Annotated in this window: 11 protein-coding genes and 1 pseudogene; 10 read left to right on the forward strand and 2 right to left on the reverse strand. The window is 60.1% G+C overall.

The features are described 5' to 3' along the window. The first annotated feature begins 4 nt into the window (after window positions 1–4). The 10 genes and pseudogenes from tssH (at window position 5) to B0E42_RS19265 (ending at window position 12,990) form a co-directional block, all read left to right on the forward strand. Window positions 5–2,590: a type VI secretion system ATPase TssH gene (gene tssH / locus B0E42_RS19220; protein WP_077507067.1), complete on the forward strand. Its 2,586-nt coding sequence runs from the start codon at window positions 5–7 to the stop codon at window positions 2,588–2,590. Between the two features lie 10 nt (window positions 2,591–2,600). Then, window positions 2,601–4,118 carry a sigma-54-dependent Fis family transcriptional regulator gene (locus B0E42_RS19225; RefSeq protein WP_053183129.1) on the forward strand — a complete coding sequence of 506 codons (1,518 nt, stop codon included), beginning with the start codon at window positions 2,601–2,603 and terminating at the stop codon, window positions 4,116–4,118. Between the two features lie 52 nt (window positions 4,119–4,170). Then, the gene (locus B0E42_RS19230; RefSeq protein ID WP_053186305.1) at window positions 4,171–4,311 is read left to right on the forward strand and encodes a hypothetical protein; all 141 of its coding nucleotides are present in this window, start codon (window positions 4,171–4,173) and stop codon (window positions 4,309–4,311) included. Window positions 4,312–4,330: 19 nt separating this feature from the next. After that, a pseudogene (tagH, locus tag B0E42_RS19235) lies at window positions 4,331–5,122 on the forward strand (type VI secretion system-associated FHA domain protein TagH); the annotation flags it as partial. Window positions 5,123–5,181: 59 nt separating this feature from the next. Further along, window positions 5,182–5,685: a type VI secretion system lipoprotein TssJ gene (gene tssJ, locus B0E42_RS19240; protein WP_053186311.1), complete on the forward strand. Its 504-nt coding sequence runs from the start codon at window positions 5,182–5,184 to the stop codon at window positions 5,683–5,685. Then, complete coding sequence (tssK, locus tag B0E42_RS19245; RefSeq protein ID WP_053186314.1) at window positions 5,682–7,013, forward strand: type VI secretion system baseplate subunit TssK; 1,332 nt, start codon at window positions 5,682–5,684, stop codon at window positions 7,011–7,013. The genes tssJ and tssK overlap by 4 nt, the downstream gene beginning before the upstream one ends. A gap of 5 nt (window positions 7,014–7,018) precedes the next feature. Beyond that, window positions 7,019–7,882, forward strand: a complete 864-nt coding sequence (icmH, locus tag B0E42_RS19250) for a type IVB secretion system protein IcmH/DotU (protein WP_077507068.1) — start codon at window positions 7,019–7,021, stop codon at window positions 7,880–7,882. A gap of 13 nt (window positions 7,883–7,895) precedes the next feature. Beyond that, window positions 7,896–11,339, forward strand: a complete 3,444-nt coding sequence (gene tssM, locus B0E42_RS19255) for a type VI secretion system membrane subunit TssM (RefSeq protein ID WP_077507069.1) — start codon at window positions 7,896–7,898, stop codon at window positions 11,337–11,339. Beyond that, window positions 11,336–12,061 carry a PP2C family serine/threonine-protein phosphatase gene (locus tag B0E42_RS19260; RefSeq protein ID WP_077507070.1) on the forward strand — a complete coding sequence of 242 codons (726 nt, stop codon included), beginning with the start codon at window positions 11,336–11,338 and terminating at the stop codon, window positions 12,059–12,061. The genes tssM and B0E42_RS19260 overlap by 4 nt, the downstream gene beginning before the upstream one ends. Further along, window positions 12,058–12,990 carry a serine/threonine-protein kinase gene (locus tag B0E42_RS19265; RefSeq protein ID WP_077507071.1) on the forward strand — a complete coding sequence of 311 codons (933 nt, stop codon included), beginning with the start codon at window positions 12,058–12,060 and terminating at the stop codon, window positions 12,988–12,990. Before B0E42_RS19260 ends, B0E42_RS19265 begins: the two co-directional genes overlap by 4 nt. Window positions 12,991–13,201: 211 nt before the next feature. Here the strand turns inward: B0E42_RS19265 and B0E42_RS19270 are convergent, their stop codons facing one another. Further along, window positions 13,202–13,561 carry a DUF6124 family protein gene (locus B0E42_RS19270; protein ID WP_077507072.1) on the reverse strand — a complete coding sequence of 120 codons (360 nt, stop codon included), beginning with the start codon at window positions 13,559–13,561 and terminating at the stop codon, window positions 13,202–13,204. A gap of 517 nt (window positions 13,562–14,078) precedes the next feature. Beyond that, window positions 14,079–14,600: an SMI1/KNR4 family protein gene (locus tag B0E42_RS19275; protein ID WP_256578325.1), complete on the reverse strand. Its 522-nt coding sequence runs from the start codon at window positions 14,598–14,600 to the stop codon at window positions 14,079–14,081. Window positions 14,601–14,682: the final 82 nt, after the last annotated feature.

Consider the following 14,682-nt stretch of genomic DNA (forward strand, 5'->3'; position numbering starts at 1 on the left):
TGACATGATCAACGTAGACCTTCAGCAACTGATCCAGGCGTTGGACGCCGAAACCAGAAGCGATCTGGAGCGCTCGGCCGAGCGATGCGTCGCCCGTGGCGCAGACAAAGTCCTGGTGGAAGACTTGATGCTGGGCTTGCTGGAACGTCCGCAGGGGCTGCTCGCGCGAGCCTTGCAGGATGCCCAGGTAAGCGCAGGTGAACTGAGCGCTGCGCTGCAACCACTGATGGGACACAGCGCTTCGCGCAACCCGGTATTCGCCCCGGAGCTGGTGCAATGGTTGCAGGATGCACTGCTGGTGGCCAATCTCGAGCTGGGCTGCAGCCAGGTCGGACAAGCCGCGTTGATCCTGGCATTGCTGCGCAACCCGCTTCGCTATGCAGGGAGTGCTTACCAGGCGCTGCTCACCCGACTGAACGTCGATCGGTTGAAAGATTTCGCCTTGTCGCAACAGACCCACCCTGTCGCCGATCACTCCGCCAAGCCGGGCGACTCCCTGCTGGCGCGCTTTACCCACGACCTGACCCGGCAGGCTCGTGAAGGTCAACTCGACCCGGTGCTTTGTCGCGACGGTGAAATCAGGCAGATGATCGATATCCTCGTTCGTCGCCGCAAAAACAATCCAATCGTGGTCGGTGAAGCAGGGGTGGGCAAGACCGCCATCGTCGAGGGGCTGGCGTTGCGCATCGCCGCCGGAGAAGTACCGTCAGTGCTCGAAGGCGTCGAGCTGCTTTCGCTGGATATGGGGCTCCTGCAGGCCGGGGCCAGCATAAAAGGTGAATTCGAACGTCGTCTCAAAGGGGTGATCGACGAGGTCAAGGCTTCGCCAAAGTCCATCATCCTGTTCATCGATGAGGCTCACACCTTGATTGGCGCGGGTGGCAACGCCGGGGGCGCCGATGCGGCCAACCTGCTCAAGCCGGCCTTGGCCCGGGGCGAGCTGCGTACTATCGCGGCCACCACCTGGGCCGAGTACAAAAAATATTTTGAAAAAGACCCGGCCCTGGCCCGTCGTTTCCAACCGGTGCAATTGCACGAGCCGACCGTCAGTGAGGCAGTGACCATCCTGCGTGGCCTGGCCCGGGTCTACGAGAACAGTCACGGCATTTACCTGCGTGATGATGCGGTGGTCGCGGCGGCGCAATTGTCGGCTCGCTACCTGGCTGGTCGTCAGTTGCCAGACAAGGCTGTGGATGTGTTGGACACTGCCTGCGCCCGCGTGCGCATCAGCCTGGCCGCTGCGCCGCACAGCCTGGAGCGGTTGCGCGGCGAGTTGGCCGAAGGCGAGCGCCAGCGCCAAGCGCTTCGTCGTGATGCGCAGGCCGGCTTATCGATTGATCTTCAGGCGCTGGAAGCGCTGGAGGTACGCCTGGAGGCTACCGAAGACGAGCGCCGAACGCTGGAAATCCAATGGACCGAGCAACGCATTCTTGCGGAACGCCTGTTGTCGCTTCGTCAGCAATTGGCCAAGGCACGGAAAGCCTCGGTGGATCACCCCCTCAGCGTCGAAGCACTGGAAGCGGCGTTGCATGAAACACACGGCACGTTGGTGGCTGCGCAAGTCCAGGCGCGCCTAGTCAGCTTCGAAGTTTGCCCGCGACTGGTAGCCGAGGTCATCAGTGCCTGGACCGGTGTGCCGCTGGCACAACTGGCGCGAGAGCACAATTTGAAAGTCGCCAGTTTCGCGACGGACCTGCGTGCTCGTATTCGTGGTCAGGAGCCGGCTGTACAGGCGCTTGACCGTGCGATGCGTGCCGCCGCCGCAGGCCTGAACAAACCCGACGCCCCGGTGGGGGTATTTCTGTTGGTAGGGCCCAGTGGCGTCGGCAAGACCGAGACGGCGCATGCCCTGGCCGACCTGCTCTATGGCGGTGATCGTTTTATCACCACGCTCAACATGGCCGAATTCCAGGAGAAACATACGGTTTCCCGGCTGATCGGGGCGCCGCCGGGCTACGTCGGTTTTGGCGAAGGCGGCATGCTCACCGAAGCCGTGCGGCAAAAGCCCTATTCAGTGGTGCTGCTCGATGAGGTCGAAAAGGCCGACCCGGATGTGTTGAATCTTTTCTACCAGATATTCGACAAGGGCTTGGCCAACGACGGAGAAGGGCGGGAGATTGATTTTCGCAACACCCTGATCCTGATGACGTCGAACCTGGGCAGCGAGCGCATCAACGAGTTGTGCGAAAACGGCGCCAAACCAAGTGCCGAATGCCTTGAAGAATCCATTCGCCCAATACTCAGTCGACATTTCAAACCCGCGCTGCTGGCGCGCATGTGCGTGGTGCCGTACTACCCGGTCAACGGGCCAGTGTTACGTGAACTGGTGGAGGGCAAACTCGACCGCTTGGGCGAGCGGCTGCAGCGTCGTCAATTGGGTTTCAGTTATTGCGGGCACCTTGTGAACCACCTGGTTGAGCGTTGCAGTCGTAATGATCGTGGCGCACGACTGATTGACCAACTGCTTGACCTGCACCTGATGCCGCTGGTTGCCGACCGGTTGCTCGCCGCCATGGCCGGTGGTGAACAGCTACGGCATGTACACGCCGTGCTCAACGGTGATGCCAGCGTCGCGTGTGAGTTCTCCTGAGGTGGGCGCCATGTTCAAGAAACTTTCGCAACCGTTGGACTATGCCGAAGCGCTTCTGGCGCTGTTTTCCGACCTTTCGCGCTTGGCGGACGGTGCTGAGCTGGTGGGGAAGTTCATCCAGGGCGTAGCGCGGCTCAGTGGCTGTGAACTGGTGCAGTTGTACCTGCTCGATGCCACTCGCACCCGCCTGGTAATGAACACCGAGAGCCTGGATGGCCAGTTGCAATTTCGTGACCCGCAAAGCCTGCCCTCCGACTACCACGCTGAGCAATTGTTGCAATTTTCCCTGTGCCAGAACCGTGTGGTGTACCTCGACGCGTTAAGCGACAGCGTGCACGAAACCGGTTTCCTGCCGCCGCGGGCCACCCCCTGGCAGTCGCTGCTTTGCGTTCCCTTGGGTGATCCGCAGGATGGGGTCGGAGGCTTGTTGCTATGCGCGAGCAATCGGCACCTCGACCTGCATGGGATCGCTGAGTCCCTGGGACATCTTGGGACCTTCGCGCTTGGCCAGATGCATCTGTTACAGCGTCTGCGCGGTCCTGTCGACGAGTCGGTGCCTGATACCACGAGCCTGCCGAGCGCCGTCAGTTACGGCCTGATTGGTAAGAGCATGGCCATGCGCAAGACCTGCTCATTGCTCAGTAAAGTACTGCACAGCCCCTATACCGTCCTGCTGCGGGGTGAGACCGGTACCGGCAAGGAGGTGGTGGCCCGGGTCCTCCATGATTACGGCCCGCGTCGATCCAAGGCGTTTATCGTGCAGAACTGTGCGGCGGTTCCCGAGAACTTGTTGGAGAGTGAGCTTTTCGGCTATCGCAAGGGCGCGTTCACCGGTGCCGACCGGGACCGCGCCGGGCTGTTCGACGCGGCCAACGGCGGCACGCTGTTGCTCGATGAAATTGGCGATATGCCGTTATCCCTGCAGGCCAAGTTGTTGCGAGTGTTGCAGGAAGGCGAAATCCGACCGTTGGGGTCCAACGTCACTCACCAAGTCGACGTGCGCATCATTGCTGCTACCCACCGCGACCTGAAGCAACTGATGGAGGAGGGCAAGTTCCGCGAAGACCTGTATTACCGCCTTGCGCAGTTTCCAATTCCGCTACCGGCGTTGCGCCAGCGCGACGGCGACATCATTGAGCTGGCGCGGCATTTTGCCGACAAGGCTTGCACACTCCTGCAGCGGGATCCGGTGCGCTGGTCAGACGCAGCGCTCGATCACCTGGCCGCCTACGACTTCCCGGGAAACGTTCGTGAACTCAAGAGCATCGTAGAAAGGGCCGTGCTCATGTGCGAGGGCGGCGAACTGCTTGTCGAGCATTTTGCACTACACATCCAGACCCCAGCCGAGCGGGGCCGTGTGAGCTTGCGTGAACGGATGGAGCAGATCGAACGTGGCCTGCTGATCGATGGCCTGCGCGAGAGCTCGGGCAACAAGGCGCGTGCCGCCCGTGAACTTGGCTTGCCGCTACGCACGCTGGTCTATCGCCTTGCGCGCCTGAACGTTCAGCGTAGTGATTTCAATGATTGATCCTCGCCTTGTTCGTAGTCCTTCCAGCCCGGTCATTCCTGGAGAAATTTCGATGCCTGTTTTTGCCTGGCGAGCCGTCCTGCTGACGTTCCTCGTGTCGCTTGCCCTCGGCGGTTGTAGTGGTAACTACAAATTCAACGACAGTGATTATCGCCCTTTGGGTGATCCACAAGCGGTCTATCGCGGTAAGTGACCCAAGGAACCTTTAGTAGATGGATCTTGTTTTCGAAATGCTGAACGCCAACCAGTTCGTCCCTGTACGGCTGCTTCACAAGACCTTCGGACCGGCCGGCGGAGTGATCGGTCGGGGCGAGGGTTGCCACTGGATGATCCCTGATCGTGATCGCCTGCTGTCCAAGTGTCACGCGCAGGTCAGCTTCCGTGAGGGCGCGTTTTTCCTGACCGATACCAGTGGCAACGGTACGACCCACCGCGAAAGCGGCGCACGCCTGCCCAAGGGCGAGCCGGTACGGATACAGGACGGAGACGCCTACATCATGGGCGAATTCGAGGTCCTGGCACGGCTGGTCGGCGGCCCGTCGAACAGCGTTGCCGAAGCCGGTCGCTCAACGCCGGTCGACAGTCTCATTCCGGACGATGCCTTTCTGGAACTCGACCCGCTGAAAGCGCTGGACCAACAGGAGCGGGTCTTGCTGGACATCGATGAGCTGATAAATCCCACTGCCGTACCACCAGATGCCCTTGGGCGCCCAGATTATGCGCGTATCGACATGGAAAGCCTGCTGGTGCCGGAGTTGGTCGAAGAGCTCGTTGAACCAAGGCCTGCGTCCATCCCGCCCGCCGGCGCTATGGATCACCCGCGCGAAGATTTTTGGGAGCGCTTTGCGATGGCCTTGGGTATGGATCTCGAAAGCCTTGATAGCGAGGCCCGCGAAACCCTGGCGATCAACGCCGCGCTGCTGCTCAAGCAAAGCATTCATGGTTTGCAGCAGAGCTTGCGCACTCGCTCGGCGTTGAAAGGCGAACTGCACCCGGCCCAGACCTATGAAGAACAGGTTCGTCTGATTGCCAGCCTGCAAATCGATCACCACGGATGACGTCCATGTCGCACTGCACGATGCACTTATTCAAGACTTTGAAGGCGCTGGCCATGGCCCTGCTGCTGGGCGGTTGCACCACCTTGTCGCCCTTTTCGACGATGACCAAGCTCAACCTCACCCTGACGGCCAGTGATCAGCTCAACCCCGACCTCAATGGGCGCCCATCGCCAGTGGTGGTGCGGTTGTTCGAACTCAGGCATCCGGTAGCCTTTGAAAATTCGGATTTCTTCAGCCTTTATGAGCGCGCGAGGGAAACACTGGCCCCCGATCTGGTTTCCAGCGAAGAGCTGGAATTGCGCCCAGGTGAAACCGTCGAGCTCAGGCTCGGTATCACTGGGGATGGCCGTTACGTCGGCATACTCGCGGCGTACCGGGACCTGCCACACGCCCGCTGGCGCTACACACTGCCAGTGGCTGCGACGCAGTTGACCGAAGCGAACCTGACTCTCGACCAGGATGGGATCGCCAACATGCTTGAAAGACAGGCCAAGGTAGATGACCGATGAATCACGATAAAGTCATCTGGCAAGAAGGCATGTTGTTGCGTCCACAACATCTGCAACACAACGATCGTTACTTCGACCACCAGTTGAAGGTTCGCACCCGGTTGCTGGCCAGTTACGCCTGGGGATTCCTGGCGCTGGAAATCGATCTGCAATTTCTCAACATGGGCCAACTGGTGGTCAGCCAGGCCAGCGGGGTCCTGCCGGACGGCAGTCTGTTCGAGCTCGGTGGCAACACCGAGCCGTTGGCCCTGGAAGTACCGTCCAATACCAGCAATACACCGATCTACCTCGCGCTGCCATTGGTGACCGGCAATCACATCGAGTCCCGTCGTCCGGAGCAATCTGACGTGCTGGCGCGCTACACCATCTACGACGCGCAGGTGACCGACTCCAACGCCGGCGATTCCGGCGGGAGCCAGATCAGTTGTGGCCGGCCGGACCTGCGCCTGCTGTTGGGCGAGCAACAGAGCGACCATGCGTTTGTGAAGCTCAAGCTTTGTGAGGTGCTCGATACCACGGCCGATGGAGTGATCAGGCTCGCCCCGGACTTTGTGCCGACCTTCCTCCAGGCTCGTTCATCCCATTATTTGCTGTCGTGTCTCAAGGAGATCATCGGCATGCTTGCCCATCGGGGTGACAGTCTTGCGGAGCGGATCCGTTTCAATGGCAAGGCCGGTGGTGCGCAAGTCGGCGATTTCATGATGCTGCAACTGATCAACCGTAGCGAACTGTTGCTGCGTCATTATCTGGACCTGGAGCAAGTACATCCCGAAACGCTCTACCGAATGCTACTGGCCCTGTTGGGTGAACTGGCGACGTTCTCCAGTGACAGCAAGCGCCCACCCCTCACCAACCGCTACCAGCACAGCGACCAGGGCGCATGTTTTCGCAGCCTGATGCAAGCGATCCGCCAGGTGCTGTCGATGGTGCTCGAGCAGCACGCTATCGAGCTGCAATTGCAGCCGCGCCAATATGGAATCACCGTTTCGCCGATGCAGGACCTCTCCCTGCTGGATACGGCTTCATTCGTGCTGGCGGCTAGTGCCAACTGTGACAGCGAAGAGCTGCGCCATCGACTGCCGTTGAACCTCAAGGTTGGCTCTGTGGAGCGCATCCGCCAGTTGGTCAACCTGCATCTGCCCGGTATCAAGATCAGGCCTCTGCCTGTGGCTCCGCGGCAGATCGCCTTCCATGCCAACAAAACCTATTTCATCCTGGAGCCCAGCTCCGAAGACCTGGCGCAACTGAAGCGCTCGGCAGGCTTCGCGTTCCATGTGTGCGGTGATTTCGCCGAGCTTGAACTGAATTTTTGGGCCATCAGGAATTGAACGAAATGGACAAGGAAAATCCCCAGGACGAAACAACCGTCCTGCTCGACCACCATGGACAGCGTCCTGCTTCCGGACCCTTGACCGACGCTGCTGCGCCGCCGCGTTTCGAACAGTTGCAAGAGCGAATGATCTACGCCGCGCACCTGCCGCGGTCTCAGGCCTTCAATGTCAGCCTTAATCCGCTGGTCTCGGCGGCGTCCGGATTGTTGTCGCAAATGGTGCAGCTCAAGCACGGCCGCGAACGCGAGGACCTGCAAGCCCTTAAAGGGGAACTGAAGCGAGGCCTGGAGCAGTTCGAAGCCTGTGCCTTGCAGGACGGTGTTGAAAACAGTCAGTTGATCGCGGCGCGGTACGTGCTCTGCTCAGCGATCGATGAGGCGATCGTCACTACGCCGTGGGGCCATGGCGGTGGTTGGTCACAGATAAGCCTGCTCAGCACTTTTCACAACGAAACCTTCGGCGGCGAGAAGGTCTTTCAATTGCTTGAGCGCTTGTCGAAAAACCCCATCAAACACCTGTCGATGCTTGAGTTGTTGTATCTGTGCCTGTCCCTGGGCTTCGAGGGCAAGTATCGGGTGCAGACCCGTGGGATGCTCGAACTCGAAAATCTGCGCGATGCCCTGTATCGGCTGATCTGCCAGGCACGCGGCGACATTCCTCGTGAACTGTCGCCTCGTTGGGAAGGCTTCGATGGTACGCGACGCAACCCGGTGCGCATTGTCCCGGCCTGGACGGTGGCGGTTTTTACGCTGGTCTGCCTGGGGGTGATGTACTCGAGTTTCGCCTGGGTATTGGACGGGCAGCGCCGAAGCGTACTGCAACCATATCAACTGTCAGAACCGGTCGCCGCTCAGCCGCTGCCGTAAACAGGGACGTGTCATGAAATTGCTTTTAAGGAAAGCCGGTGCCTGGGTGCGCCAGACGTGGATTTGGACGCTGCTGGCGGTGCTTTGTATCGCGTTGCTGGTGTGGTTCGCCGGGCCGCTCCTGGCCGTCAATGACTACAAGTTCTGGGCAAGCCCGACGGCGCGGTTGCTGACCGTCAGCATGTTAATGCTGGGCTGGGGCCTGGCCATGGTTTTCGTCAATGGGCGCGGTGGTTCAAGCGCGAATCTCCAGCAAAACACCCCCGAGCAGACTCGGGCCCTGCATCAGGCCAGGATTGATGATGAGCGGCGCGAAGTGCGCTCGCGCTTCAAGCAGGCATTATCCACGCTCAGGTCCTCGAGCCTTTATCCCGGCCGCAGCGAACGCTGGCGCAACGATCTGCCGTGGTATCTGCTGATCGGCCCGCCTGCCAGCGGCAAGACCCATCTGCTGGACTGCTCGGGCCTGGAGTTCCCCCTCAACAGGCTTGAACGCAAGCCACTCGGCGACACATCGGGTACCCGTTATTGCGATTGGTATTTTGCCGAGCACGCCGTGCTGGTCGACACTGCCGGGCGCTACCTGACCCAAACGGACAGTGATGTCGACAGCAGCGCCTGGGCCGTATTGCTCGAACTGCTGCGCAAGCGTCGCCGCAGTCGTCCGTTGAGCGGTGTGCTGGTGACGGTGCCGACCGAGGTTCTGTTGCTGGGCAGCGAGGACGAAGTGACCACGCTGGCCCGCCAGATTCGTGGCCGCCTGCAGGACCTGCAACAGCGACTGCACGTCGATGTCCCGGTTTATCTGGTCCTGAGCAAAGCGGACGGCATGCCAGGTTTCAATGAGTTCTTTGATTCGTTGACTCGCGAAGAAAACGACCAGGTATTGGGTGCAAGTTTCAGTCGGGACCAGCGTGGTGGTGATGTGGCCGTGTTACGTGCCGAGTTCGAGGCGCTGCTGCATCGCCTCAACAGTCAGGTGATCATGCGCATGCATCAAGAGCGCGACCCGTTGCGTCGTAGCTGCATGCTTGATTTCCCTCACCAACTTGGACAACTCGGCGCCGGCCTGTGTCTGCTGGTCGAGCAGGCGTTTACCGGCAACGTTGGTACGTTGCGGGGTTTCTACCTGACCTGCGCATCATCGCCGGCCCGAACCAATACCACGCCCAGCGGGCGCTCGCGGTTCATTCATCACTTGATCAGCCGGGTGATTTTTCCGGAAGCCGATCTGACCGACCTCGTTCAGCGCGAGCGCCGTCGTCTCCATTGGGGGCAGCGAGCTTTGTATTTCGGGGCGCTGACGGTCATTGGCCTGTGTGGGCTGTTGTGGGCGCACGGTTTTTCGGCCAACCACGAGCGACTGGACAGCTTGCGTACGCTGACGCAACGCTGGGACCAGCAGCAATCGGTCCAGGCGAATGCTGATGACTGGGCCGCGATGCTCGAATCACTGGATCTCCGTTTCGAGGCCACCCGGGTTTTCCCACCCTACAGGGCGGTGCCTTTGCATGAACGCGTCGGCCTGTACCAGGGCGAGGTGAGCAACCCTGCGGTGACCGACGCCTACGAGCGTGAACTACAGGAGCGACTGTTGCCGAAGGTTGCGCAGAGGCTGGAAGCGCATGTCCGCAACAACTGGAATGACCGTGAGCAACTGCTCAACAGCCTGCGCGCGTACTTGATGCTGGGCCTGCAAGAGCGCCGCGATGTTGCCTGGCTCAAGGACTGGCTGGCCAACGATGGGTCGCTTCGTCATCCCGGCAACACGGCGCTGCAGGAGGGCCTGAATGCCCACCTCGAGCGCCTGTTGGAGTTACCGTTTATCCATGCACTCAACGAACCGCTGGTGGCCCAGGCCCGGGAAGCCTTGCGCCGTGAGTCCCTGGCGGCCGTCGTCTACAGAATGCTGCACGAACAGGCCAGCCATCTGCCGCAATACCGACTCAGCCAACACCTGGGCTCGCAAGGTGCGTTGTTGGTCGGCACCGATCGTATGATTCCCGGTTTCTATACCCGCCAGGGTTACGAACGCTACTTTTCGGTTCAAGGCACGGCCCTGGTCACCGAGTTGCTGCGGGACAACTGGGTATTGGGTGAAGGCGAGGGCCTCAGCGGCATGGACATGCGTCGCCTGATGGTCGAACTGGAACAGCTGTATTTTCGTGACTATGCCGACCACTGGAGCGAAGCGGTCGGCCAGGTCGCCCTACAAACCATCAGCAATGCAGGTGAGGGCGCCGAGCAACTCGCGGGGCTGACCTCGGCTCACTCGCCGATTCTGCGGATGCTGGTGCAAGTGCGCGAACACACTCGAATTCAGGCTGTTGTCGAGCAAATCGACGACCTGACGCAAGCGGCAGGGAACGTTGGACATGCCGTTACAAAACTCGCCGCCGTGGCTGGGAAAGCCTCTGCGTCCCTGACCGAAAGCCTGCCGGACACCGCGCAAAAATCCTTGCGACGGCGTTTCGAGCCGCTGCATCGCCTACTGGATCCGGACAATGGTCCGACGGCAGATCTGGTCCAGGCCTTGCGGGCCATTGATGAGGTGCAATTGCAACTGGCAAACCTGGCTCGCGCCAGTGCCCCGGAACAAGCGGCGTTCGAGCTGGCCAGGCACCGCATGGGCGGCCAGCGCGATGCGTTGAGTCACCTGCGCGGTGCGTCTGCCCGCCTGCCGCGGCCGGTCAGTGCTTGGTTCAACGTGATGGCTGAGGACAGCTGGCGCCTGGTGCTCGATGATTCTTATCGTTACCTGAACCAGCGTTATCAGAGCGAGCTGTACAGCTTTTACGGCAAGGCGATCAACAAGCGATACCCGTTCAGTGCCCACAGTGCCAGCGACGTCGCGCTCAATGACTTCCGGGAGTTCTTCAAGGACCAGGGCATCGTCGATCGATTCTTCGACAATTACATGCAGCCCTTCATCAGCGGCTCCGCGGGACACTACCGTCTGCGCAGCATCGACGGTCAGAGCTTGCCGATGTCCCGGGTCTATCTCGATCAAATGGCAACCGCACACACCATTCGCCGGAGTTTTTTCGCCGAAAACCCGACCGAGCCGCAAGTACAGTTCAAGCTTGAGCCGTACACCCTGGACCCGGCGGTAAGCCGTGCTGAATTCCGTTTCGGTGACCAGATGCTTGAATACCGCCACGGTCCGATCCTGCCGGTGGCGTTTACCTGGCCAAGCGACGCGCAGAATGGTCGAGCCGCCCTGGTGCTGGACAAAATGGTTGGGCGAGGCGTGGGTATCGAGAAAAATACCGGGCCGTGGTCGCTGTTTCGGTTGTTCGACCTGATGCAGAGCGAATACCTGACCGGGCGCGATGTCCGCGTATTGAAGGCGGACCTGGGTGGCCTACGCGCCAACTATTTGCTGACGAGCCAACGTACGCCGAACCCTTTCGACATGAGCGTGCTGCGCACATTTCGCCTGCCGGTGCAGCTTTGATGGAGGCCGGCCCCTGGTACAGCGCAGCGCGCACCGACCCTGGCAAGACCCGGCCACGGAATGAGGATGCTTTTCTCGACTGCCCACAACAGGGGGTGTGGGCGGTGGCCGACGGCATGGGTGGCCACACGGGGGGGGATATTGCCAGCCAGCTGATCGTTGCCAACCTGACGGAACTGCCGCTGTACCGGGACTTGGCTGAACGTTCGAAAGCGGTGCGCCAATGCCTGCGCTGGACCAACCGACGACTGAGCCAGGAGCTGACCGTCACCGACGATCATCCCGGCATTATCGGCAGCACCGTGGTGGCGCTGTTGCTGGAAGGAAACCGCGGGGTCTGCATCTGGGCGGGTGACAGCCGTTGTTATCTGTGGCGCGGTCGACGACTGTACCAACTGACCAAGGACCATTCACTGCAACAGCAACTGATCGACACGCAACACATCAGCCGCGATGAGGCCCGTGCCCATCCTGCGGCCAAGGCCCTGACCCGCGCGGTTGGTGCCGCCCCAGAGTTGAGGCTGGAGGTGCTGGAGCTGGATGTTCACCCGGGCGATACGTTCTTGCTGTGCAGTGACGGCCTGTACCAGGGCCTTGGCGCGCAAGCCCTTGGCAGTGCCTTGGACCTGGCTTCGCCGCGCGTGGCGTTGGAGCATCTTTTCGACGACGTTCTGCGTGGCCCGGCACGGGATAACCTGACGGCCGTGGTGGTCCGCCCGTGAATGAAGAGGGTAGCCACCCGACGTATTCCACCTTCGCCAACGCTGTGCCTACTGTGGCATCCAACCAGCTTTGCGTCAGCGAAACACCGGACATACTCACAGGACGCTATCGCCTTGAACGCTTGCTTGGGGCGGGTGGCATGGGGGTTGTTTACCGCGCGCGGGATCTGCTGCACGAACAGTTCGCTGATCCCGATCCATACCTTGCCGTGAAGATGCTCAGCGAGGTATTCGACGCATCACCCGATGCGAGTGCGCTGCTCTACAGCGAGTTCGCCCTGACGCGGCGATTGCACCACCCGAATATTTTGCGCCCCTACACCTTCGAAGTGGATGCCGCCCAAAGACGGGCCTTCATCACCATGGAACTGATGCGCGGCCTGACCTTGGACAAACTGCTTTGCGAACGGCCCCTCGGGCTGCCTTGGCCCGAACTGAAGGCTATCGCCGTGCCGCTGCTGGATGCCCTGGCGTACGCCCACGGCCGTGGCGTGCTGCATGGCGACGTGAAGCCAAGCAACGTCATGTTGAGCGAAGAAGGCCTGCGCCTGTTCGATTTCGGTTTGGGCCTGGCCGAAGACGGGCCTTCTCAGCATCTGCCAAACCTGAACCGTGAACGCCTTAACGCCTGGACCCCTGGTTACGCGGCGCCTGAACTGCTTGAAGGTGCGCCCCTTTCAGCGGGTGCCGATGTCTACGCTGTGGCTTGCGTGCTGTATGAACTGGCGAGCGGCCAACACCCGTTCCAGCGGTTACCGTCCACCCAGGCTCGCGATGCCCGATTGGAGCGCGCGCTCAAGGCGCCGTGCAACCTGCCCAGGCGTTGCTGGGCGGTGCTACGGATGGCGCTGGCGTTTGATCCGGGGCAGCGGCGTATTAGTGCAGCTCGATTGCGTGACGCCTTGAGCGGTGTGTCGTCTTGGTGGTGACATTCTTGAATGGTGAAACGAGCCATAACCTAGTCCCTATTTTGATCGCTACGACTGCTGTTCGTGGCGAGGGAGCTTGCTCCCGCTCGGCGGCGCAGCCGTCGTAAACCGGCGGATGCGGTTTTTCCGGAGAAATGCGCCGGCCTGTTTTGGGGCGGCTTCGCCACCCAGCGGGAGCAAGCTCCCTCGCCACGGGTTGGTGGTGTGGCGGCTATCGTGGGTCGACGTTATCCAACACACGGCTGGCCAGCATTGAACTTAGCTCGATCAGTTGCTGAATACCGAGGGCGATGTGGCGGCGGGGGCCTTCCAGGTCGAAGGCCAGGTTGCTGATCATCGCGTCGGCTGACGCGAGGTTTTCGCTGAGGTTGGCGAGCAGGCATTCGTTGTCGGCGTTTTTTGCCACGGTGAAGAGCTGGCCCGGTTTGGATGCATCTTCGGACTTTTCCGGTTTCGGTAGCAGGTAGTGATCCAAGACGCGTTTGGTGGTTTCGTCGTGCTTTTTGTTTTTGCTACCGGAACGGGTAGAGGTTGGGTCTGTTTCCGGAGGGTTCGGAGTTATCTTGAACATATGCATTTTTCCTTCTAGTAGGCCGCAACCATCTCGCTACTAAACGAAGGGGTGGCAGCTGTGCGCAAGTTAGTAGACCGGTGGAAAATACATAAAAGCCCGGCGCGCCCGAAGGCGCCATGCGCACAGCCACCATCAAATGCAGGCGACGCCTGACTGATGAGACTCATGCAACCATTATGTATTTCTATCCAGGGCTACTAAACCCGACCACTGATGGGCAGTGGCAGAGAAACGATAGAACCCATGGGCAAGGCGCACAAGCGGACGGATTCTGGCGTAGTTGTAGGCAATGGCGCAAGGATTCGTAGCTTGGCGGAAGCGTGGCGGAGGGAGAATAAACACGCCTTCGTAATGCCCTGGATTCGGGGCGAGGGAGCTTGCTCTCGCTCGGTGGCGCAGCGGTTTTTCTGTAGGAATGCGACGGCCTATTTGGGGCGGCTTCGCCGCCCAGCGGGAGCAAGCTCCCTCGCCACGGGATTTGCGTTTCAGATCAAACGCTGTGGCGTTCGCTGATTTATTCCTCGTCCAAATCTTCCTCATCGATCAGCCCTTGAACGAAGCGGAGGAAATTCGAGCAGACCAGCTTTTCGGATTGAGCCTGATTCTCTTCAGGGCTGAGGTCGCTATCAAGGCTATCAGTCGTGAAATAGCTAACGGCTTCGGTATCAAGGTTCAGGCAAAAGAAATTGCCGCCCCAGTCGTTTGCGAAAGGCAAGAGGTGCGCAGGCAGTACCTGTTTTTTCAGCATCAACTGGTAGGTGGATAGCACCGTGGATTCACCGTGAGCAATCGGCTTGAAGGTAGCCACTTCGATGGGATCGAAAAAGTCTTCGCTGACCCAATACGCTCGTTCCGGCATGCCGCCGTTGTACTTGAGGTAATGGTTTCGAAAGGGAGCCGGTAGCCTCTTGCCGATGACGGACTCCAGATGATCCAGATCCGTTGAGGTAATGGCCGTTTCATGATCTAGAAATTTATTCTCCAGCATCGCTGTCCTCTGGCTGGGCCGTATGTATCGCGCTTTTTGTCGCTTCATTACATATTCCATTGCCAGGATCGCGTGAAAGCACGTTAAGCAAGAATGGGAAATGGGCGTACCGACTGGATCGGCTAGCCCA

Origin of the sequence: Pseudomonas sp. A25(2017), assembly GCF_002001065.1 — a bacterium.
GTDB classification, from domain to species: domain Bacteria; phylum Pseudomonadota; class Gammaproteobacteria; order Pseudomonadales; family Pseudomonadaceae; genus Aquipseudomonas; species Aquipseudomonas kilonensis.